Raw genomic sequence first — 19,628 nt, forward strand, 5'->3', positions numbered from 1 at the left:
GTACAACACGGTGGCATCAGACCAGCGAATCCCGCCACGCGGCGTGCAGGCCCGCGAAGCGGCCCTGCCCGGCGATCAATTCGTCCGGTGCGCCGTCCTCGACGACCCGTCCGGCGTCGAGCACCAGCACCCGGTCGGCGATGGCGACCGTCGAGAGCCGGTGCGCGATGATCACCGCGGTCCGCCCGCGCAGCAACGTCTCCAGCGCGTGCTGGACCAGCCGTTCGCCCGGGATGTCCAGACTCGAGGTGGCCTCGTCGAGCACGATCACCGCGGGGTCGGCCAGGAACACCCTGGCGAAGGCCACCAGCTGACGCTGCCCGGCCGAGAGCCTGCCGCCGCGCGTGCGGACGTCGGTGGCGTACCCGTCGGGCAGCGACCGCACGAACGCGTCCAGCCCCACGGCCCGTGCCGCCGCCGTCACCTCGGCATCGGTGGCGTCGGGCCTGCCCAGGCGGATGTTGTCGGCGATGGTGCCCGAGAACAGGTACGCCTCCTGGGTGACCATCACGATGTGCCTGCGCAACTCCGGATCGGCCAGCGCGCGCAGGTCGACGCCGTCCAGGGTGATCGCGCCGCCGCTCGGGTCGTAGAACCGGGTGAGCAGCTTGGCCAGCGTCGACTTGCCCGCGCCGGTCGCACCGACCAGCGCGACGACCTGTCCCGCCGGGATCTCCAGGTCGAACTCCGGCAGCACCGGCGCGTCGGCGTGATAGCCGAACCAGACCCGGTCCATCCGCACCAGACCGCTCGCCCGCTCCAGCGCGACCGGCTTCGCCGGCTCGGCGACCTCCGGCTCCTCCTCGAGCACGCCCGAGATCTTCTCCAGTGCCGCCGCGGCGGACTGATAGGAATTGAAGACCTGGGCCAGTTCGTCGAGCGGGCCGTAGAACTGGTCGAGGTAGAGCAGGTAGGCGGCGAGCACACCGATCGCGAGGTTGCCCTCCATCACCTGCCAGGCGCCTACCAGCAGCACGATCACCGTGGTCACCTTGCCGATGAAGTTGGACAGGCCGACGTAGTCGCCCATGCCGCGGATCGCGGTGGTGGTCGCCCGCTGGTACTCGCTGTCCTCGGCGCCGAGGACCTCCTGGTTGCGGTCCTCGCGCCGGAACGCCTGCACCGCGCGCATGCCGCTCATCGACTCGACGAACTGCACGACAACGCGCGCGATCGCTCCGCGCGTGCGCCGGTACCCGGCCCGCTGACGCCGCTGCGCCCACCGGGTGACCAGCACCAGCGGCACGAACCCGAGCAGCACGATGGAGGCGAGCAGCGGATCGAGCCAGACCAGCAGCACCGCGATGGTCAGCACCGAGAGCACCGCGCTGAACGCCTGGTTGAGCGCACCTTCCAGCAGTTCCTGGAGGGTCTCGATATCGCTGGTGAGCCGGGTGACGACCTTGCCCGAGGTGTACTTCTCATGGAACGACACGCTCAGCCGCTGCGTGTGCTGGAACGCGCGCACCCGCAGGTCGAACAGCACCTTCTGGCTCAGCGAGCCGGAGGCCCGCAGGAACAGGAAGGTGGTCAGGCCCGAGAGCAGCGTCACCGCGACGAACCCGGCCACCGTCGCGAGCATCGGCGTCCAATTGCCTTGGCGGCCTTGGCTGATGCCGTGGTCGAGGCCGTAGGCGATGAACAGCGGCAGCGACACCTTGGCCGCGTTGTCGAGCACGATCAGGACGAAGGTGAGGATCGCCTGCTTGCGGTAGGGCCGCACCAGGTCGAGCAGCAGCCGCCGGGAACGCCCGGCCAGCACCAGGTTTCCGGTGCCGGTGACGGCGTCGTCCTCCTTGGCGATGCCACGCCAGTCGGCCGCCTGTTCCGGCGCGGCCTTGGTCGCGGTGTCGGTGCTCATGATTCACCTCCCATCAGTTCGCGGTAGCGGCTGTTGGAGCGCAGCAGCTTCTCGTGTGTGCCCTCGGCGACGATGCGGCCGTCGGCGAGCAGGGCGACCCGGTCGGCCAGCGCGGCGGTGGACGGCCGGTGCGCGACCAGCAGGGTGGTGGCGCCGGAGAGCACGGTGCGCAGCCGATCCTGCACGCGCTCTTCGGTTTCCACGTCCAGCGCGGAGAGCGGATCGTCGAGCACCATGATCCGGCCGTGCTGAGCGGCCGTCTCGCCGGTGAGCACGGCCCTGGCCAGCGCGAGACGCTGTCGCTGGCCGCCCGACAGGCTCATGCCCTGCTCACCGATCCTGGTGTCCAGACCCCACGGCAGCGCGTCGACGAACTCGCTCGCCTGCGCGATGTCGAGCGCCTGGCGCACATCGGCGTCGGTGGCGCGCGGGTCGCCGAGTGCCACGTTCTCGCGGACGCTGGCCGAGAACAGCACCGGCTCCTCGAAGGCCACCGTCACGATCCGGCGCAGGTCGGCCAGGCGCAGCGTGGCGATGTCGATGCCGTCGATGGTGATGCGGCCGGAGTCCACGTCGTAGAGCCGGGGCACGAGTTCGAGCAGCGCGGTCTTGCCGCTGCCGGTCGCGCCGACCAGCGCCACCGTCTCGCCCGGCCGGATCCGCAGCGAGATGTCCTCCAGCACCGCCTTGTCCGCGCCGTCCTCCCCGGTCGGGTAGGCGAAGCGGACATGGTCGATGACCAGCTCACCGCGCGGCGCGGCGGGCAGGTCCACCGGCTGCGGCGGGTCGGTGATGTCGAGCGGGGTGTCGATGATCTCCCAGTAGCGGTCGGCCGCGGTGCGCGCCTCGAACAGTTCCGAGAGCAGGAAGCCCATCCAGATGATCGGCCACTGCAGAAAGGTCGCCAGCGTGATGCTCGCGACGAGCGTGCCCATCGTCATCGTGCCCTGCGCGACCGCGTGGCCACCCACCCCGAGCGACACCGCGATCGCGACCGTTGGCAGCGCGACCAGCGACGCCCACAGCGTGGCGTCCAGGCGCACCTTCTCCAGTTCGGTCCGCTGCAGTTCCCGCGAGAGCGCGGTGAAGCGCGCGCCGAAGAACGCGCCGCGCCCGAGCGCCTTGAGCACCCGCACACCCTGCGCCGATTCCTGCGCGATGGTCGCGAGGTCGCCCGCCTGGTCCTGCGAGCGGCGCGAGGCCACTTCGAAGCGGCGCACGAACCGCGCGCACACGACGGTGAGCGGCAGCGAGACCACCGTGAAGATCAGGCCCACTTGCCAATTCATCACGAACAGCGCGGCGAGGCCGATCGGCAGCAGCACTCCGTTGACGATCAGGAAGGGCCCGGCGAAGGCGACGAACCGGCGCAGCACGGCGAGATCGTCGATCGCGCGCGAGAGCAGCTGGCCCGACTGCCAGCCGTCGTGCCGCCCGATCGCCAAGGCCTGCAGCTGCGCGAAAAGCTTGGCGCGCATCCGGATCTCGAACAGCGTCGACGGCTTGGACACCAGCCACCGCCGCCCCCACATGCCGAACGATTCCATCGCGCCGAGCACGAAGATCAGCGCGACCGGCGCCAGCAGGGCGGCGAAATCCCGCCGCGCGATCGGGCCGTCGACCACCCGCGCGATCACCAGCGGGATCACGATGGCCGTGCTCGAGGTGACGATCGCCAGCACGTTGGCCGCGATCAACGGCGCCCGATAGGGCCGCAGGAAGGGCAGGAATCGCCGCAGCGATCGCAATCCCGCGCTGGACCGCGGCGCGGGCCGCCCCGATCTGTCGGCCTCCGCATCGGTGGCCGCCAGCTCCAAAGTGACAGACAAGACTCTCCCCCTTGGTGTCCGGTGGATGGTTGGTTTCCGGAACGGACGCCAGGTGATGTTCGCACCGGGGTCCGACAAGTCGGCATCTCCTACAGTCCCACCGAAGCACCCTCGCGAGCCACTGATTTTCCGGCGGACCCGGCGTCGCCGGTTCGCGGCGGGCCTGCTGATCAGCGGCCGATAGAATGCGCCGCAGGCGCGAGTAGCCGGACAGCATGTCCCCACGACACAGGAGGGCCGTTGACGCGGATGGTCGGGCTGTTCGCCGGAATCGGCGGACTCGAACTCGGCCTCGGCGCACACGGCTGGTCGACCGAGCTGCTGTGTGAGATCGATCCCGGCGCCCAGGGTGTGCTCGCCGCGCGCTTCCCCGGCACCGCGCTGCACGGCGACATCACCAAGTTGCGCTCGCTCCCGGGGGGCACCGAGCTGGTCGCCGCGGGCTTCCCGTGCCAGGACCTGTCCCAGGCGGGCCGCACCGCAGGCATCACCGGCCGCCGTTCCGGTTTGGTCGAAGAGGTGTTCCGGCTGGTCAAACGGCAACGCGGGCCGCGCTGGCTGCTGATCGAGAACGTCCCGTTCATGCTGCAGCTCGGTCGTGGCGAGGCCATGCGGCACATCACCGGCGCGCTGGAGGAGCTCGGATACCAGTGGGCCTATCGCGTCGTCGACGGGCGCGCGTTCGGCTTGCCGCAGCGGCGCCAGCGGGTGCTGATGCTGGCCTCGCGCACCGAGGATCCGCGCGAGGTGCTGTTCGGTGACGACGCGGGCCCACGCGAGTACGGCGATCCCGACCGCGATCCGTGCGGCTTCTATTGGACCGAGGGTGTGCGCGGCCTCGGCTGGGCGGTGAACGCGGTGCCGACCCTGAAGGGTGGTTCGGGTCTCGGGATCGCGAGTCCGCCCGCGGTCCGGCTGCCCGCCGGCGAGATCGTCACCCCCGGCATCGTCGACGGCGAGCGATTACAGGGCTTCGACGCGGACTGGACCGCACCCGCGCTGGATGTCCCCGGCGTCCGGCAGGGTCATCGCTGGAAGCTGGTCGGCAACGCGGTCAGTGTGCGGATGGCGGGATGGGTAGGCGAACGGCTGGTTGCCCCGTCGGCGCCGCTCACCGTGGGTGAACCGCTGCGGGCCGGATCACCGTGGCCGAGCGCGGCGTGGGGCAGGGCGGGCGTGGTGCATCGTGTGCCGCTGTCGACCTGGCCGGTGCACGAGCCGTACGAGGACCTGAAGAACTTCCTGACCGAGCCGCGTCTGCTCTCGCCGCGGGCCACGGCCGGTTTCCTGCGCCGCACGTCGATGGGCAATCTGCGCTTTCCGCCGGGCTTCCTCGACGATGTGCGTGATCACCTCGACCGCATGGGCGGCTGGGCGGCATGACAGCGCGGCGCGCCGACGACCGGGATCAGCCACCGGCGCTGCCCGCCGACCCGCCGCCGCCCGCCGCGAAACGCGGTGCGAAGGCGCTCGTGACCGATGCCGCGACCAGTGCGCGGATGTCGCGGCAACGCCGCGCGCACACCGATCCCGAACTGGCTCTGCGCCGCGAGTTGCATCGCGCGGGCCTGCGCTATTTCGTCGACCGCCCGCCGATCAAGGGCCAGCGCAGGCGCGCCGATGTGGTGTTTCCTAGGTTGCGGCTCGCCGTCTACGTGGACGGCTGCTTCTGGCATCGCTGCCCGGTCCACGCGACCGCGCCGAAGAACAATGCCGAGTGGTGGGCCGACAAGCTGGCGGGCAATGTGGCCAGGGACCGGGCCACCGATGCCGCGCTGCGGGAAGCGGGCTGGCAGGTCGTGCGGGTGTGGGAACACGAGGACCCGCGGACCGCCGCCGAGCGGATCGGCGCGCTGGTCGGTGAGCTCACCCGCCGCTCAGGGCGGGAAAAGCGGAGCTAGCGCGGGTCCGGCACGACGGCACGAACTCAGCGGCGCCGGTCGGCACGCACCCGAACGCGCACCAGTGACTTCGGCGCGTTGGCTGCGGCGAATCCGGAGACCGCCATCGCCAGGACCATGGCGAACCCTGCCAGTGCTATCGCGTAGCTCATCCAGACCTCCTGCTCGGTGACGAACACCAGACTGCCCGGTGAACCTGACAGCAACCTGTGCGCGCTGTGATGAAACCACGGACGGCCGCGCGACGCGCCCGATCCGGCGATGGACCGGACACCGCCCACCGCGCAGCACAATGGTCGATGTGCCAGCTCCCACCCGGAGAACCCGCGGTTACGCCCTGCTGATCGCCGTCGCGATCGCGGTCGCCGGCCTGTGCTACTCGTCGTGGGTCCTGGAGTTCGTGCTGCCGATCGACACCGACCCGGTCGACTCCTTCCTCAGCGAACTCACCGAAGGCGGCAAGCCGTACCACGCGGTGTTCGCCACGGCGGACAAGGTGGTCGGCCTGCTATTGATCCCCGCGGCCCTCGGCGGGCTGCTGTTGTTCCGGCGCAGGCGCCTCACCACGGTCGGCTGGATCGCGCTGGCCTGCTTCGGCGCCGCAACGATCGCCGACGCCATGTTCCCCTTGCGCGACTGCGGCGCGGCCGACAGCGGCTGCGGCACCGGCCTGATCCCGCAGCTGCGCCAGCCGCACGCGCTGACCAGCACGCTCGCCGTCACCGCCATCGCGGTGGCGGCGTTCGCCTTCAGCGCCGCCGCCTACCGCTATCACCGCTGGCGGATCCTGCGCGAGTTCGGTGTCGTCGTGCTCGTCACCGGATCGGCATCGACCATCTGGATGCTGGTCGCCGACAACCTGTCCGGGTCGTACGCGCTCGGCATCGCCCAGCGGGTGCAGGTCGGATCGATGTCGCTGTGGTTGCTCGCGCTGGCCGCCGCCGTGCTCGTGGAAACCCGCGAGTGGACTAGTTGACCGAGATCCGCACGGTGTAGCCGTCGACGGCGGCGGGCAGCTTGGTGGTGTCGACCGCCAGGATCTCCCCGGTGTCCTGCAGTCCGTTGGCCAGTGTCTTGGGCTTCAGCCCGAACGGCGGCTGCTCGCCCTGGCTCGCGGCCAGGCCGAAGTCGCTGTCGTTGGCGATGTAGATCGTCTTGCCGCCGTCGGTGGTGGCGATGCCCTCGATCTTGTCGTGGCCGAAGAATCGGCCCTTCGCGTCGAGCGCGACGAGCAGCGCGGACAGGTCGAGGTTGCCGTTCTTGGCGACGGGGGTGATGCCCGCCTTGGTCAGCGCGGCGACCGCGTCGGCCGTCGGGGTGACGCCGACGAACGTCTCCAGCGGCTTGCCCTCGATCTGCAGGCCGCCCTTCTCGGCGTCATAGGTGGCGCCGGGCACGCTCGACTGCGGGCCCACGTCGGTGGCACCCGCGATGTCGATGGTCCAGATCTTCTTGTTCGACTCGGGCGCGAGGTTGCCGTCGCGCTCGTCGACCAGGAAGGTGGTGGCGCTCAGCGCGGTGATCTCCGAGACAGCGACCTTGTTCTGCTTCGGGTTCTCCAGCGGGTAGAGGAACTCCTTCTGCGCCTTGGTCTTCAGATCGACGGTGACGATCCGCGCGAACGGCACCTCCTTGGCCGAGCCGCTCAGGCCGGGGGTGTTGAGCGCGCTCTGCACCATCCCGACCAGCGTGTTGCCGTCGGGCGTGATGGTGAGTCCCTCCATACCCTGGTTCGGCGAGCGCAGCGCGATCTCCTTCGGCAGGCCGTTGCCGGGCGAGAGACGCTCGAGCTCGGTGCCGTCGGCGGCGAAGTGCACCAGGAACGGGCCGTATTCGTCGGACACCCAGAAGGTGCCGTCGGCGAGCGCGACCAGCCCCTCCGGGTCGAGGCCGTGATCGGTCGGCGGCAGGACAGTGCCCTGCAGATCCTTGATGGTCTCGCCGGTGGAGGCCGAGATGTCGACCTGGCCGTTGAACGGCACGCCCGCCTTGGTGCGCAGCTCGATGCTCGACTGCAGCACCGCCCGGTTGTCGACGAGCTTGAAGCGCCCGATCTTGGGCACGAATGCCGGAGTGGGCGCGAGCTTTTCGTTCTTGGCCGGGCCGTCGACATTGGGGCCGCGGTCGGTGAGCCCGTAGAACTCGTCCGCGCTGCCCGGCACCGGTGTCCAGGCCGACCCGAAGCCGCTGCCCTGAACCGTGGTGCCGCCGTATTCGCCCAGCGCCGGGATGTCGGTGGTGTACAGCCGAACCGCGTCGGTGGTGGTGACCTTGAACTGGTCGAGCCCGCGGTAGCCGGCGACCGGGGTGTACTCGTAGGACCCGTCGAGGCGCCTGGTCAGGTTGCCGTGCTCGGGTTCCAGATCCACGCCGAGCACCGCGCTCTTACCCGTCTTGGCCACCAGGTCGTCGAGCGAGATGACCAGGGTCTGGTCCTTGCCGACGGTGAAGTCGGCGTCGGAGCCGGGCGTGGAGCAGCCCGCGGCGACGGCGGCCGCGCAGAGCACGGCGGTGAGCGGGAGCAGACGGATACCTGGACGTGCGTTCATCTGGCATGGGTACCGCGCCAAGCCGACCAGCAGCCGACCGGAATATGAATTGTCATCCACCACACGGTGGATCATTCTGGCTGCCATGACCACAACTCGGGTGAACATTTCCTCTGCCTCCGATTTCGAAGATGTCGTGGGGTATTCGCGCGCTGTGCGCGTCGGTGATCACGTCGTTGTCAGCGGGACGACGGCCGCCGTCCCCGGCGGCGGCGCGGTCGGCGGGGACGACATCGGTGCGCAGACCACCGAGGTCCTGGCCCGCATCGCCACCGCGCTCGAGCAGGCGGGCGCGAGCCTGCGGGATGTGGTGCGCACCCGCATCTTCGTCACCGATATCGCCCGCTGGCCCGAGGTCGCCGCCGCGCATTCCGCGGTGTTCGACAAGATCCGCCCCGCCGCCTCGATGTACGAGGTGACCGCCCTGATCGCGCCCGAGCTCCTGATCGAGATCGAAGCCGACGCGATCGTCGTGTGCTGAATCGTCACACACCGCCGGTCGCCCACCGGGGCGTCCGGCCCGAAATCTCCCCAGTTGTCCACAGGTTCGGGGTTATCCACAGGCGGCCGGCGACACCGTCCTGATCGCCTGTACCGGACAGGCTCGGCAACTACCCTCGATCCTGTGACCAGCGCAACGGCAACACCCACCGACCTGCTCGCCCAGGTCGCCGAGTCCACCGCCCGCTTCGACGCCTCGATCGGCGCGCTCACCGAGGCGGAGCTGGCCGCGCCGTCGCGGCTGCCCGGCTGGACCCGCGGGCACGTCATCGCGCACATGGCGCGCAATGCCGACAGCCTGCTGAACCTGCTGCTGTGGGCGCGCACCGGCATCGAGATCCCGCAGTACCCCAGCGTCGAACTGCGCGACGCCGACATCGAGGCGGGCGCAGGCCGACCCCTCGCCGTCCAGCAGGCCGATTTCACGGGCTCGGCCCACCGCTGGCAGGCCGTGGCCACCACGATGCCCGCCGCGGACTGGCAGGCCGTCGTCCGCAACCGGCAGGGCGGCGCGCTCACCGCCGATCTGGTCCCGTGGATGCGCTTGCGCGAGACCGAGATCCACCACGTCGACATCGGCGTCGACTACACCCCCGCCGACTGGCCCGCCCCCTTCGTCGCCCGGCTGCTGCCCGAGGCCATCTCCGACCTGTCGGCGAAACTCGTCCCGGACGCGACCCCCACCTTCGACATCCAGGCCACCGACACCGACTTCATCGCCACCGTCGGCCCCGGCCGCCCCCACCACACCGTCCTCGGCCCCGCCGCCGCCCTGCTCGCCTGGCTCCTCGGCCGCTCCCCCGGCGCCGACCTCACCGGCCCCCTCCCACCCCTGCCCGCCTGGAAGTAGCCCCAACGAAAAGAACCTCCGACCCGAACAGGTCGAAGGTTCTTTCCTTGTGCGCCCGAAGGGATTCGAACCCCTAACCTCTTGATCCGTAGTCAAGTGCTCTATCCGTTGAGCTACGGGCGCATGGTTCTTCAGTTGTTACCCGGCGAACCGGGTGTGGCGGAGGCGAGAGGATTTGAACCTCCGGTCCCCGTGAAGGGACAACTCATTAGCAGTGAGTCCCATTCGGCCGCTCTGGCACGCCTCCTGGAGCCTTCTCTTCGAGGGCACCGGTCCTTGTCGAACCGCCGGGAATGAAGATTACACGAGCAGTTCATGTAGTCCAAAACGCCTGGTCAATCAGCGTAAGTTGCTGTCGAACCAGTCGTAGATACGGGTCTGGGAGTCGATCCGGATGGCGTTGGCCGCGTCGTCGTCCGGATCGGGTCGGTCGGCGCGGTGGCTGAGGCCGGGATAGGTGATGGTGAGACTGGCCACATTCGCCCGTGCGGTCGCGTCGCGGAGGCGGTCGACGGCCTCGGGCGGGGTCGCCGGGTCGTCGGCGCCGAAGAGGCCGAGCCAGGGCGCCTGCAGATCGGCCGCGACATCGACCAGGGCGACGTCCTGGTCCGGCAGCGGCTCGGTGATGCCGGGCGCGGCCACGCTCACCGCGGCGCCGATGGGCCGGTTGGTGGCGACCAGGAACGCGGCGGTGCCCGCGGTGTCGAAACCGAGCACCCCGATGGTGTCGGGGAATACCCCGCGCTGGGTGAGCCAGTCGAAGCCGGCGTCGAAGTCGTCGAAGAGCTCCTCGCCGAACACCTCGCGCACCTGCTCGTCACCGATCCGGTCGAACAGGTGCGGCGCGACCACGATCCAGCCCTCCACCGACAGCGAGCGCATCAGCTCGAGCAGCTGGGGAGAGAACTCGCGCGACTCGTGCAGGAGCACGATGCCGCCGCGGGCGACGCGCTCGGGCTCGACCACGGTGATCGGCACCGAGGTCCGCGTCGCGATGGCTGCCGTCTCGGTGTCGCGCGCTTCGGTGAGCCGAAGTGGGGCGACGTCGTCGTAAGTGCCCGCCATAAACCCAGCGTAGGCGGCAGAACTGCGGTTGGGTAGGCCTTACCCGCCGCGCCGCGCGTCGGCCGCGGGGTTCGCCGTAGGGTGGAGGCGTGACCGCGCACATCCGTCCCGACCTCGCCACCATTCCGGCCTACGTTCCCGGCCGCAATCACCCCGACGCGGTGAAGCTCGCCTCGAACGAGACGACCTTCGGTCCGCTGCCGAGCGCGGCCAAGGCGATCGCGGAGTCGGCCGAGCAGTCCAACCGGTACCCGGACAACCAGGTCGCCGAGCTGCGGGCGGCGCTGGCGGATTTCCTCGGGGTGACCGTGGCCGATGTCGCCGTCGGCTGCGGCAGCGTGGCGCTGTGCCAGGAGCTCGTGCAGATCACCTGCGACGCGCCCACCGACGAGGTGGTCTTCGCGTGGCGCTCGTTCGAGGCGTACCCGATCGTCACCCAGGTGGGCAACGCCACCGCCGTGCCGGTGCCGCTGGCCGAGGGGCACCTGCACGATCTGGACGCGATGGCCGCGGCCGTCACCGAGCGCACCAAGCTGATCTTCGTCTGCAACCCGAACAACCCCACCGGCACCGCGCACGGCCGCGCCGAGCTGGAGCGCTTCCTGGATCGGGTGCCGCCGCACGTGCTGGTCGTGCTCGACGAGGCCTACTACGAGTATCTGCGCCTGACGCCCGACACCCGCCCCGACGGCGTGGCGATCGGCCGCACCCGCCCGAATGTGGTTGTGCTGCGCACCTTCTCCAAGGCCTACGGTCTGGCCGGGCTGCGCGTCGGCTACGCCGTCGGCGATCCCGAGGTGATCACCGCGCTGCTGAAGGTGCACATCCCGTTCAGCGTGAACCGGATCGCGCAGGCGGCGGCCATCGCCTCGCTGGAGGCGCGCGGCGAGCTGCTCGACCGCACCGATGTGCTTGTCGCGCAACGGCACCAGGTTCGCGACGCGCTGCTGGCCGCCGGGTACGAGGTGCCGCCGAGCGAGGCGAATTTCGTCTGGCTGCCGCTGGGCGAGCACAGCATGGCCTTCGCCGAGGCGAGTGCCGCCGCGGGCGTGCTGGTCCGGCCGTTCGCCGGCGACGGCGTGCGGGTGACCATCGGCGATCCGCACGAGAACGAGCAATTCCTCGCGTTCGCGACGGCGCCGGAGAATGCCGCGCGATTCCGTTAGCTCGGCGCAACGTCAGCATGGCTTGACATCGGTCGTCGTGCGATTAATCCCATTCGGAGCACACCGCCAGCACACCCGCCGTAGGCTGGCTCGCAACGAATTTCGGCGTTCGAACACCGAGGGCGCGCGCGGCGACAACCGGCCGCTGACCAGGTAGCCGCGCGCCACCGCGACGTTCGCTCCGGGGGCGAGCCTCTCGCGTCCGGGGGCACGCCACGCACGGCCAAGCTCACCCGCCCGACCGGAGATGTCCCGTGAACCAACGCTCGCGCCCCACCGTCTGCGAAAAGTCCACCGTCACAGCATCTTCGACCGATGCCGTCGGCACCGACCTCGACCGCAGGTTACGTGAGTGCGACGAGTTCTTCCGCCAGCCCGAACTGGGTCATCTGCCTGCCGGGCGCCGCGTCGACGCCCTCGCCGAACTGCGCGCGACCGGCACCTATCGGCACAGCGCCGAGGAGATCCTGATCGGCGCGAAACTGGCCTGGCGCAATCACGCGCGCTGCGTGGGGCGCAAGCATTGGCGGTCGCTGAAACTGCTCGACGCGCGGCTGGTTACTTCCGCGCGAGAGCTTTCCGAAGCGTGCTGGCAGCATTTGCGGCTGGCCACCAACGGCGGGGCGATCCAGTCGATGATCACGGTCGGTCCGCAGCGCGAACCTGGCCGCGAGTACCGGATCGTGAGTTCGCAGCTGATCCGCTACGCGGGCTATCCCAACGGCGACGGCACCGTCACCGGCGACCCGGCCAATATCGCCGCGACCGAGCAGGCGACAGCGCTGGGCTGGCGCGGTGCGCGCACCCCGTTCGATGTGCTGCCGGTGCTGATCAGCACGCCCGATGAGGGCCTGCGGTATTTCGATGTGCCACGCGAGCTGGTCCGCGAGGTGGACCTGAGCCATCCCGACTATCCGTGGTTTGCCACCCTCGGGCTGAAATGGCATGCGCTCCCGGCGGTTTCGAACATGGATCTGGAGATCGGCGGCATCACCTATCCGTTCGCGCCGTTCAACGGCTGGTATGTGGGCACCGAGATCGGCGCGCGCAATCTCAGCGACGTCGACCGCTACAACATGCTGCCGCTGATCGCCGACATGATGGGCCTCGACACCTCCTCGGTGCGCACCCTGTGGCGCGACAAGGCACTGATCGAGTTGAATCACGCTGTCCTGCACAGCTTCCGCAATTCGGGCGTGCACATGGTCGACCATCACACGGTCGCCAAGCAGTTCTGCGATCACGTCCAGCGCGAGGAGGCGGCGGGCCGCCGGTGCCCGACCGACTGGAGCTGGGTCAACCCACCGATCTCCGCCGTGCTGACCCCCACCTTCCACCGCTACTACGACGCGCCGGACCTCGACATCCGGCCGAACTTCGTCAAGCGCGCCGACACCTGACCCGACCGCTCCCGGACGCTCGGACGGTGCTGAGCGGAGTGATGCCGCCCCCGCGAGACGAAGAACCGGCAGCGGTGCCACCGATGCCGTGCTGACCGGGCGTTGTTTGTGTCCCGAAGGCTCGGGTATTTGCCTCGAGGTAGCTGATCCGGTTCGATCCCGGACGACTGCACTGACCGATCACCACAACCCAGCGGAGCCGTCATCCCGGACCCGATGTGGCCGGGATCGAGCGACCTCCGCACCAGGTAGGAGGATCATCATGGGCAGAGCGACACTGGACTCGCTGATCGGAGCCACCGCGTACGACGAGCGGGGCGAGAAGATCGGCAAGGTCAAGCAGATCTACATCGACAATTCCACCGGCTCCCCGACGTGGGCCGCCGTCTCGACCGGGCTGTTCAGCAGCGATTCGCTGGTGCCGCTGGCAGGCGCCGAGCACCGGGCCGACGACGACACCCTGAGCCTGCACGTCGACAAGGAGCAGGTGAAGTCGGCACCGCACCTCGACGACGGCGGGCGGATCAGCCCGCAGTCCGAGCAGGAGCTGTTCCAGCACTATCACGTCGACCCGCGGTCGGCGGGCTGGAACACCTACGGCCGCCAGCAGATCCGCCCCGGCGGTGACGAGCCGATGACCCACGGCAACCCGACGACCGCGGACAACTCGATGATCCGCTCGGAGGAACAGCTCCGGGTCGGCACCGAGAGCCAAGAGGTCGGCACCGCCCGGCTGCGCAAGTACGTGGTCACCGAGGAACAGAACGTGCGCGTCCCGGTGAGCCACGAGGAGGTCCGCGTCGAACGCGAGCCGATCACCGACCGGGAGACCGGCCGCAGGCCCCAGATCGGCGAGGACGAACGCGAGGTGACGCTGCACGCCGACCAGGTGCACGTCGACAAGGAGGCCGTTCCGGTGGAACGCGTCCGCATGGAGGTCGACGAGGTCTCCGAGGAACGGACCGTCTCCGACACCGTCCGCAAGGAACGGGTCGACACCGAAGGCATCGACGACGCTCGGCGCCGCGACCAGCGGTAACCGGCACGATCGACGGCGGCCGCCCACCTTCGGGTGGACGGCTGCCGTTACCGGCTCATCGCGCGTAAAGTCCTGCGTACGGGCCGAATCGCCCTGGTCCGGCTCGCTGACGACGAGCGAGGGAGACCCCGATGAGCACCGCATCCGGTTCCGGATTCGATGCCGAGGCACTGCGCCGCGGCATCGAGGGGCGAGACGCCAGGACCCTGCTGGATCTGTACGGCGAGGACGCCGAGATCCGCATGGTCGACCACCACGACCAACCCAGTCATCCCCGGGTACTGCACGGCCGCTCGGCCATCGGCGAGATGTTCACCGATGTCTGCGCCCGCGAGATGACCCACAAACTCGAGAGCATCCTGATGGACGGCGACCACGTCGCGTTCGTCGAATCCTGCCGCTATCCCGACGGCACCAGGGTCCTGGTCCATTCGATGGCCGACATCCGCGACGGCCGCATCGTCGACCAGACCTCCATCCAGGCCTGGGACGAGCAGTAGCCCGCCGGTGTGGCGGAGACGGAGGGATTTGAACCCCCGGTGGGTTTTACGCCACGCTCGCTTTCAAGGCGAGTGCATTCGGCCGCTCTGCCACGTCTCCTTCGCCTGGAATGGTAGCGGACGTGGCGGCGGGCGGGCGTGGTGCTGGGCGGCCGCGGGGCCTGCCGAGGCAGGATGGGGTCCATGCGCGCTGTCGAATTGAACGGGTTCGGTGGGCCCGAGGTGATGGAGTGGACCGAGACGGTCGATCCGGAGGTCCGGCCGGGCGAAGTGTTGATCGAGGTCATCGCGGCGGGGGTGAACCGGGCCGATGTGATGCAGCGGCGCGGGTTCTATCCGCCGCCCGCCGACGCCAGTTCGGTACCGGGACTGGAGTGTTCGGGGACGATCGTCGCGCTCGGTGACGGGGTGCGCGACTGGCGGGTCGGGGACCGGGTGTGCGCGCTGCTCTCGGGTGGCGGATACGCCGAGCGGGTCGCGGTGCCCGCGACCCAGGTGCTGCCGATCCCGGACGGTCTCGATCCCGTGGCGGCGGCCGGGCTGCCCGAGGTGGCGGTCACCGTGTGGTCGAACCTGGTGCTGACGGCGGGGCTGCGGGCGGGTCAGCTGGTGTTGATCCACGGTGGCGGCGGCGGGATCGGCACCTGCGCGATCCAGGTGGCCAAGCGGCTCGGGGCGCGGGTGGCGGTGACGGCGGGGTCGGACGAGAAGCTGACCAAGTGCGGCGAGCTGGGCGCCGACCTGCTGATCAACTACAAGACCCAGGACTTCGTCGCCGAGGTCGCCGCGCTCGACGGCGCCGACGTGATCCTCGACAACATGGGCGCCAAATACCTCGAGCGCAATGTGGAGGCGCTGGCCGCGCACGGTCAGCTGGTGGTGATCGGCATGCAGGGCGGCGTGTCCGGCACGCTGAATCTGGCCACGCTGCTCGGCAAATGGGGCACGGTGCACGCGACCAACGTGCGCAACCGGCCGCGCGCCGGGGCCGGGAGCAAGGCCGAGGTCGTCGCCGCGGTGCGCGAGCGGCTGTGGCCGATGGTGGCCGCGGGCGAGGTGGTGCCGGTGATCTCCGCCGAGTTGCCGGTCACCGAGGCCGGGCGCGCGCACGAACTGCTCGACTCGCCGGAGACCTTCGGCAAGGTCGTGCTGCGGATCCGCGACTGAGCGGCTATTCCAGCGCGCTCAGTGCGCGGCCGAGCTGGTCGATCTCGTAGCGCGTGGTGTACGGCGCCAAGCCGATGGTGACGGCGCCGCCCTCGTCGTTGACGCCGAGCGCGTCGAGCAGCCTGCTGCCGCCGTGCACCCCGCTGACCGTGCCGATCCGGTTGTCGGCCAGCTTGGCCGCCACCTTCTCCGCCTGCATCCCCGCCATCGTGAAGCTGACGGTGGGGATGCGGGTGGAGGCGCGGCCGATCACGGTGAGGTTCTCGACCTTGTCCAGCACCTGCATCAGATGATCGAACAGCTGGTCGTGGTAGTCCTGCAGCGAGGTGATCGACATCTCGAGCCGCTCGCGCCGGGTGCCCCTCGCCCGCTCGTCGAGCCCGGCGAGGAAGTCGATCGACTCGGTCAACCCGGCCAGCAGCGCGTACTGATGCCCGCCGACCTCGAGGCGTTCAGCACCCTTGGCATAGGGATTGAGCGACATGGACGGGATGCGGTCCAGGAACGCCGGATCTCGGAACACCAGGGCACCCACCTGCGGGCCACCCCAGGACGGCGCGCTCAGGGCGACCACGTCGGCGTTGAGCTCGTCGATATCGATCAGCGCGTAGGGCGCGGCGCCGAACGCGTCGGCGACCAGCAGGCCACCCACGTCGTGCACGCGGTCGGCGGCCACCCGGACCGCGGGCGCCGAGCCGACGATCGGGGACGCCGCGGTGAGCGCGACCAGGCGGGCGGTCGGACCGATGAGCTCCTCGAACTGCCAGGACGGCATCTCGCAGGTCTCGATCTCGACCTCGGCCCAGCGAACGTGCGCGCCGTACCGGTTGGCGATGCGCAGCCACGGCGCGACATTGGCCTCGTCGTCGAGCCGCGAGAGCACGATGCCGGTGCCGAGACCGAGCCGGGAACTCAGCGATTCCGCCAGCCAGGCCAGCAGTACCGCGCGATCGGGTCCGAGCACGACGCCGGCCGGATCTCCACCGACCAGGTCGGCGACCGCCGAGCGCGCGGCCTCGAGAATCGCGCCGCTGCGGGTCGCCGCACCGTGGCGGCCGATGTGGGAAAACGAGGAGGTGCGGAAACCCGTTGACACGGCACGCGATACCGAATCGGGAACGAGCATCCCCGCCTGCGGATCCAGATGAATCCAGCCGTCGCCCAGGGACGGTATCAGGCCCCGAACCCTCGCGACGTCATAAGTCATGCCCGCCACTTTAAGGGCAGCGGGCGTCCCGGTGTAACCGCGTCGGGGTTTTAGCGCGAACCCGACACACACGCAATGATGGGGATATGACGCACTCGGAGGATGTACCGGAATCCATCGTCGTGATCGGTCCCGACGGCCGTCCGCTCACCGTGCCCGCCGACCAGAACGGCGCCGCGGCGTTCACCGCGCAGGTCGTGCCCGACGACGAGAAGACCGACGACGACAAGGACAACGGCGAATCCCTGGCCGACATGGTCGAGCAGCCCGCCAAGGTGATGCGCATCGGCACCATGATCAAGCAGCTGCTCGAGGAGGTGCGGGCGGCTCCGCTCGACGACGCCAGCCGGTCCAGGCTCAAGGAGATCCACAAGTCCTCGGTGCGCGAGCTCGAGCAGGGTCTCGCGCCGGAACTGCGCGAGGAGCTGGAACGCCTCACGCTGCCCTTCACCGACGAGTCGGTGCCGTCGGACGCGGAGCTGCGGATCGCGCAGGCCCAGCTGGTGGGCTGGCTGGAGGGCCTGTTCCACGGCATCCAGACCGCGCTGTTCGCCCAGCAGATGGCGGCGCGCGCGCAGCTCGAGCAGATGCGTCAGGGGGCGTTGCCGCCCGGGATGCACGCGGGTGAGCCGAAGCAGGGCGGACACGTCGGCGGCGGGCAGTATCTGTAGCCCGCCCGCACCCCGTACCGGCCACCGGTCCACCCTGTAAGGTCGGGGACCGTGCCCGCAGCTGCCGCTCGTCCCGATTCGGTCTCCGACCGGAGCGACGCGCGTACCGAAGAGAGCCCCGTGCATTCTGACGACAACTCCACGGTGACCGAGGCCGAGCAGGCCGACGCCACCGAAGCCGAGCACCCCACCGATTCGCCCCTGCTCGTCGCGGAGCCGATGGTGTCGGATTCGCAGACGTTCCGGCGCGCGTTCAAGGACATGCGCGACGGCTTCCACCAGCGCGAGCTCTGGCTGTCGCTGGGTTGGCAGGACATCAAGCAGCGCTACCGGCGCTCGGTGCTCGGTCCGTTCTGGATCACCATCGCGACCGGTCTGCAGGCTCTGGCGATGGGTCTGCTGTATTCGACCCTGCTGGATCAGCCGATCAGCGAGTACCTGCCGTATGTGACGGTCGGCCTGATCATCTGGAACGTGATCAGCGCCTCGATCCTCGAGGGCTCCGATGTCTTCATCGCCAACGAGGGCCTGATCAAACAGCTGCCCTCGGCGCTGAGCGTGCACGTGTACCGGCTGGTGTGGCGGCAGTTCCTCTTCTTCATCCACAACGTGGCGATCTACGCGGTGCTGCTCGTGGCGTTCTCGCTCTGGCGCAACCTCGACGCCTCGGTACTGCTGGCGATCCCCGCGATCGTGCTGCTGTTCCTCAACGCCATGTGGGTGTCGATCGTGTTCGGCATCTTCAGCACCCGCTACCGCGACATCGCGCCGATCCTCGGCTCGATGACGCTGATGCTGTTCGTGCTCACCCCCGTCATGTGGTCGACGAAGGCGCTGGAGAACTCGGTCGGCGGGATGAGCGACCGGGCCAAGCTGATCGAGATCGTGCCCACCTTCCACTACCTCGAGATCGTGCGCGCACCGCTGCTCGGCGAGCCGTCGGAGTGGCATCACTGGGCGATCGTCGGTGCGATCACGGTGGTCGGCTGGATCGTCGCGATCCTGGCGCTCAAGCAGTACCGCGCCCGCGTCCCGTACTGGGTTTAGGAGCAGTGGAGTCGATGAGCCGTGTGAGTATCGAGACCCATCAGGCGTGGGTCGAGTTCCCCATCTTCGACGCCAAGTCGCGGTCGCTGAAGAAGGCCTTCCTCGGCAAGGCGGGCGGCGCGATCGGGCGCAACAGCTCCGATGTGGTCGTCGTCGAGGCGCTGCGTGACATCAACCTCTCGCTCAAGGAGGGCGACCGGGTCGGCCTGGTCGGCCACAACGGCGCCGGCAAGTCGACCCTGCTGCGGCTGCTCTCCGGCATCTACGAACCCTCGCGCGGCAGCGCGCGCATCCGGGGCCGGGTGGCGCCGGTGTTCGACCTCGGTGTCGGCATGGACCCGGAGATCTCCGGCTACGAGAACATCATCATCCGCGGGCTGTTCCTCGGGCAGACGCGCAAGCAGATGATGGCCAAGATCGACGAGATCGCCGACTTCACCGAACTCGGCGAGTACCTGTCGATGCCGCTGCGCACCTACTCCACCGGCATGCGGGTGCGGCTGGCGATGGGTGTGGTCACCTCGATCGACCCCGAGATCCTGCTGCTCGACGAGGGCATCGGCGCGGTCGACGCGGAGTTCATGAAGAAGGCGCGCACGCGGCTGCAGTCGCTGGTCGCGCGCTCGGGCATCCTCGTCTTCGCCAGCCACTCCAACGAATTCCTCGCCCAGCTGTGCGACACCGCCATGTGGGTCGACCACGGGCAGATCCGTCAGCACGGCGGCATCGAAGAAGTCGTACGCGCGTATGAGGGTCCCGACGCGGGTAATCACGTGGCACAGGTGCTGCGCGAGCTGGAGTCCGAGAAAGAACTGGAGCAGAACAAGGTATGAGCGGTGGACGTGACGAGGCTGCCCCGGCTGCCGTGCCGGGTG

The 19,628-nt window shown here is 69.4% G+C and carries 19 protein-coding genes and 3 tRNA genes; 13 read left to right on the forward strand and 9 right to left on the reverse strand.

Going from position 1 to position 19,628, the window contains the following annotated elements:
- Positions 1–16 precede the first annotated feature (16 nt).
- Both AB0H56_RS17980 and AB0H56_RS17985 read right to left on the reverse strand, forming a co-directional pair.
- Positions 17–1,861, reverse strand: coding sequence for an ABC transporter ATP-binding protein (locus AB0H56_RS17980; RefSeq protein WP_357164114.1), 1,845 nt, complete (start codon positions 1,859–1,861; stop codon positions 17–19).
- Positions 1,858–3,690 (reverse strand): ABC transporter ATP-binding protein, encoded by a 1,833-nt coding sequence (locus tag AB0H56_RS17985; protein WP_357164117.1) that lies wholly within the window; start codon positions 3,688–3,690, stop codon positions 1,858–1,860. The genes AB0H56_RS17980 and AB0H56_RS17985 overlap by 4 nt, the downstream gene beginning before the upstream one ends.
- A gap of 249 nt (positions 3,691–3,939) precedes the next feature.
- Here AB0H56_RS17985 and dcm point away from each other — a divergent pair, with 249 nt between their 5' ends.
- Positions 3,940–5,073 (forward strand): DNA (cytosine-5-)-methyltransferase, encoded by a 1,134-nt coding sequence (gene dcm, locus AB0H56_RS17990; protein WP_357164512.1) that lies wholly within the window; start codon positions 3,940–3,942, stop codon positions 5,071–5,073.
- Positions 5,070–5,591, forward strand: a complete 522-nt coding sequence (locus AB0H56_RS17995; RefSeq protein WP_357164120.1) for a very short patch repair endonuclease — start codon at positions 5,070–5,072, stop codon at positions 5,589–5,591. Before dcm ends, AB0H56_RS17995 begins: the two co-directional genes overlap by 4 nt.
- Before the next feature lie 26 nt (positions 5,592–5,617).
- Here AB0H56_RS17995 and AB0H56_RS18000 read toward each other — a convergent pair whose 3' ends face one another.
- Positions 5,618–5,743: a hypothetical protein gene (locus AB0H56_RS18000; RefSeq protein ID WP_357164123.1), complete on the reverse strand. Its 126-nt coding sequence runs from the start codon at positions 5,741–5,743 to the stop codon at positions 5,618–5,620.
- Between the two features lie 149 nt (positions 5,744–5,892).
- Here AB0H56_RS18000 and AB0H56_RS18005 point away from each other — a divergent pair, with 149 nt between their 5' ends.
- The gene (locus tag AB0H56_RS18005; protein ID WP_357164126.1) at positions 5,893–6,567 is read left to right on the forward strand and encodes a DUF998 domain-containing protein; all 675 of its coding nucleotides are present in this window, start codon (positions 5,893–5,895) and stop codon (positions 6,565–6,567) included.
- On the opposite strand, the gene AB0H56_RS18010 is transcribed toward AB0H56_RS18005, so the two are convergent.
- On the reverse strand, positions 6,560–8,140 hold the full coding sequence (locus AB0H56_RS18010) for an esterase-like activity of phytase family protein (protein WP_357164129.1): 1,581 nt from the start codon (positions 8,138–8,140) through the stop codon (positions 6,560–6,562). The genes AB0H56_RS18005 and AB0H56_RS18010 overlap by 8 nt on opposite strands.
- A gap of 85 nt (positions 8,141–8,225) precedes the next feature.
- Between AB0H56_RS18010 and AB0H56_RS18015 the strand changes: the two genes are divergently transcribed.
- Together AB0H56_RS18015 and AB0H56_RS18020 are read left to right on the forward strand one after the other, a co-directional pair.
- A complete protein-coding gene (locus AB0H56_RS18015) occupies positions 8,226–8,621 on the forward strand; it encodes a RidA family protein (protein WP_357164132.1) in 396 nt (131 codons plus the stop codon).
- Between the two features lie 144 nt (positions 8,622–8,765).
- Complete coding sequence (locus AB0H56_RS18020; protein ID WP_357164135.1) at positions 8,766–9,491, forward strand: maleylpyruvate isomerase family mycothiol-dependent enzyme; 726 nt, start codon at positions 8,766–8,768, stop codon at positions 9,489–9,491.
- 50 nt (positions 9,492–9,541) lie between these two features.
- Here AB0H56_RS18020 and AB0H56_RS18025 read toward each other — a convergent pair.
- The 3 genes from AB0H56_RS18025 to AB0H56_RS18035 form a co-directional block, all read right to left on the reverse strand.
- Positions 9,542–9,614 (reverse strand) — tRNA-Arg (locus tag AB0H56_RS18025).
- Between the two features lie 34 nt (positions 9,615–9,648).
- A tRNA-Ser gene (locus AB0H56_RS18030) sits at positions 9,649–9,738 on the reverse strand.
- A gap of 92 nt (positions 9,739–9,830) precedes the next feature.
- Positions 9,831–10,556 (reverse strand): dienelactone hydrolase family protein, encoded by a 726-nt coding sequence (locus AB0H56_RS18035; RefSeq protein ID WP_357164138.1) that lies wholly within the window; start codon positions 10,554–10,556, stop codon positions 9,831–9,833.
- Between the two features lie 89 nt (positions 10,557–10,645).
- On the opposite strand from AB0H56_RS18035, the gene hisC reads away from it, so the two are divergent.
- The 4 genes from hisC to AB0H56_RS18055 all read left to right on the forward strand — a co-directional run bounded on the left by hisC (position 10,646) and on the right by AB0H56_RS18055 (position 14,661).
- Complete coding sequence (gene hisC, locus AB0H56_RS18040; RefSeq protein WP_357164141.1) at positions 10,646–11,722, forward strand: histidinol-phosphate transaminase; 1,077 nt, start codon at positions 10,646–10,648, stop codon at positions 11,720–11,722.
- A 254-nt stretch (positions 11,723–11,976) separates the two neighbouring features.
- On the forward strand, positions 11,977–13,122 hold the full coding sequence (locus AB0H56_RS18045; protein ID WP_357164144.1) for a nitric oxide synthase oxygenase: 1,146 nt from the start codon (positions 11,977–11,979) through the stop codon (positions 13,120–13,122).
- Positions 13,123–13,384: 262 nt separating this feature from the next.
- Complete coding sequence (locus AB0H56_RS18050; protein ID WP_357164147.1) at positions 13,385–14,161, forward strand: PRC and DUF2382 domain-containing protein; 777 nt, start codon at positions 13,385–13,387, stop codon at positions 14,159–14,161.
- 131 nt (positions 14,162–14,292) lie between these two features.
- On the forward strand, positions 14,293–14,661 hold the full coding sequence (locus AB0H56_RS18055; protein ID WP_110038118.1) for a nuclear transport factor 2 family protein: 369 nt from the start codon (positions 14,293–14,295) through the stop codon (positions 14,659–14,661).
- 10 nt (positions 14,662–14,671) lie between these two features.
- Here the strand turns inward: AB0H56_RS18055 and AB0H56_RS18060 are convergent.
- Positions 14,672–14,761, reverse strand: a tRNA-Ser gene (locus tag AB0H56_RS18060).
- 83 nt (positions 14,762–14,844) lie between these two features.
- On the opposite strand from AB0H56_RS18060, the gene AB0H56_RS18065 reads away from it, so the two are divergent.
- The gene (locus AB0H56_RS18065) at positions 14,845–15,828 is read left to right on the forward strand and encodes an NAD(P)H-quinone oxidoreductase (protein ID WP_357164150.1); all 984 of its coding nucleotides are present in this window, start codon (positions 14,845–14,847) and stop codon (positions 15,826–15,828) included.
- A gap of 4 nt (positions 15,829–15,832) precedes the next feature.
- Here AB0H56_RS18065 and AB0H56_RS18070 read toward each other — a convergent pair whose 3' ends face one another.
- Positions 15,833–17,035, reverse strand: a complete 1,203-nt coding sequence (locus AB0H56_RS18070; RefSeq protein ID WP_110038116.1) for a cysteine desulfurase-like protein — start codon at positions 17,033–17,035, stop codon at positions 15,833–15,835.
- A gap of 86 nt (positions 17,036–17,121) precedes the next feature.
- Between AB0H56_RS18070 and AB0H56_RS18075 the strand changes: the two genes are divergently transcribed.
- From AB0H56_RS18075 to AB0H56_RS18085, 3 genes are all read left to right on the forward strand, one after another.
- Entirely contained in the window at positions 17,122–17,706 is a 585-nt protein-coding gene (locus AB0H56_RS18075) for a bacterial proteasome activator family protein (protein WP_357164154.1), read from the forward strand.
- A gap of 219 nt (positions 17,707–17,925) precedes the next feature.
- Positions 17,926–18,753, forward strand: a complete 828-nt coding sequence (locus tag AB0H56_RS18080; RefSeq protein WP_280339813.1) for an ABC transporter permease — start codon at positions 17,926–17,928, stop codon at positions 18,751–18,753.
- A gap of 14 nt (positions 18,754–18,767) precedes the next feature.
- Positions 18,768–19,586, forward strand: a complete 819-nt coding sequence (locus AB0H56_RS18085; protein WP_357164156.1) for an ABC transporter ATP-binding protein — start codon at positions 18,768–18,770, stop codon at positions 19,584–19,586.
- Positions 19,587–19,628 lie beyond the last annotated feature (42 nt).

Source organism: Nocardia sp. NPDC050717 (assembly GCF_040654275.1).
Lineage (GTDB): Bacteria > Actinomycetota > Actinomycetes > Mycobacteriales > Mycobacteriaceae > Nocardia.